Source organism: uncultured Faecalibacterium sp. (genome assembly GCF_900066275.1).
Taxonomy (GTDB): domain Bacteria; phylum Bacillota; class Clostridia; order Oscillospirales; family Ruminococcaceae; genus Faecalibacterium; species Faecalibacterium taiwanense.
In genome coordinates, this window is record NZ_FMFG01000086.1 from 1 (window position 1) to 1,629 (window position 1,629).

Annotated in this window: 1 protein-coding gene; it reads left to right on the forward strand. The window is 63.4% G+C overall.

The annotated features are described in order from the left end of the window. The coding region (priA, locus tag QZL71_RS13090) for a replication restart helicase PriA (RefSeq protein WP_294649186.1) at positions 1-1,629 on the forward strand (1,629 nt) is incomplete at both ends.

Sequence of the window (1,629 nt, forward strand, 5' to 3'; positions counted from 1 at the left end):
GACGGCCAAGCAATTGGCGGCAGTGGCGCTGCTGGGCGGCGGGCCGCGCACCCTGAACGAACTGGAAGACAAGGGCATCAGCCGTGCCGTGCTGGATAACCTGTGCGCCAAAGGCGTGCTGGAATGCAGCAAGGTGAATAAATCCATCGACCTGTATTCGTCCATTCCGCTGAAAAACGAGCCAATCACCCTCACGCAGGAGCAGCAGGCGGCTTACGATGCTCTGCTGCCAAAGCTGGAAGATGATGCACCCCACTCGGCGCTGCTCTACGGCGTGACCGGCAGCGGCAAGACGCTGGTGTTTTTAAAGCTCATTGCCCGCTGTCTGGAGCAGGGCAGGCGTGCGCTGGTGCTGGTGCCGGAGATCAGCCTGACCCCGCAGATGATCCTGCGGCTCAAGAGTCAGTTTGGCCGCCGGGTGGCGGTGCAGCACTCTGCCCTCAACCACACCGAACGCCTTTTGCAGTGGCAGATGATCCAGGACGGCGGCGCAGACATCGTGGTGGGTACCCGCAGCGCCATCTTTTCGCCGCTGGAAAACATCGGGCTCATCATCATCGATGAGGAGCAGGAGCACACCTACCGCTCGGAATCCGCGCCCCGCTATTCTGCCCACGAGGTGGCCCGGCACCGTGCGGCGGAAAACGGTGCATTGCTTCTGCTGGCAAGCGCCACCCCCAGCACCGAGAGCTTTTACGCGGCCCAGCATGGCCGCACCCAGCTGGTGCGGCTGACCCAGCGCTACGGCGGCAACCCGCTGCCCACGGTGCAGATCGTGGATATGCGCGCAGAGCTGGCGGCAGGCAACCCGCGGGAGATCAGTCTGTCGCTGGAAGATGCCATCCGCCGCAATCTGGATGCAGGCAAGCAGACCATTTTGCTGCTGAACCGCCGGGGCTACCAGACTATGGCCCAGTGCGAGGACTGCCGCGAGGTGCTCAAGTGCACAAAGTGCAGCGTGCCGATGGTGTACCACAAAGCGGCGCACAAGGTATTGTGCCACTACTGCGGCAGCCAGATGGAACCGCCCACCGTCTGCCCCGCCTGCGGCGGCAAGCTGCAGTACCGGGGCTTCGGCACCCAGAAAGCCGAGGAAGAGCTGGCAAAGCTGTTCCCGGATGCGCGGGTGCTGCGCATGGATCAGGATTCCACTGCCGCAAAGGATGCCCACGAAAAGCTGCTGGCAAGGTTTGCGAACCACGAATATGACATCATGGTGGGCACCCAGATGGTGGCCAAGGGACTGGATTTTGAGGATGTGACCCTTGTGGGCGTGCTGGGCATCGACTCGCTGCTGTTTGCGCAGGGCTTCCGCGCGTATGAGAACGTGTTCAGCCTCATCACGCAGGTGGTGGGCCGCAGCGGACGGGCCAGAGACCCGGGCTTTGCCATCATCCAGACCACCGACCCTGATAACCCGGTGCTGAACCTTGCCGCCGCGCAGGACTACGATGCCTTTTTTGAGCAGGAGATCGCCTACCGCAAGCTCGGCCTGTACCCGCCCTTCTGCGGGCTGTGCGTCATTGGCTTTGCAGGCGCAAAGGAGATCGAGGTAGCACGGGCGGCGGCGCGCTTTGCGGCCCTGCTGGGCCAGCAGGCGGCAAAACAGCCGGACCTGCCGCTGCGGGT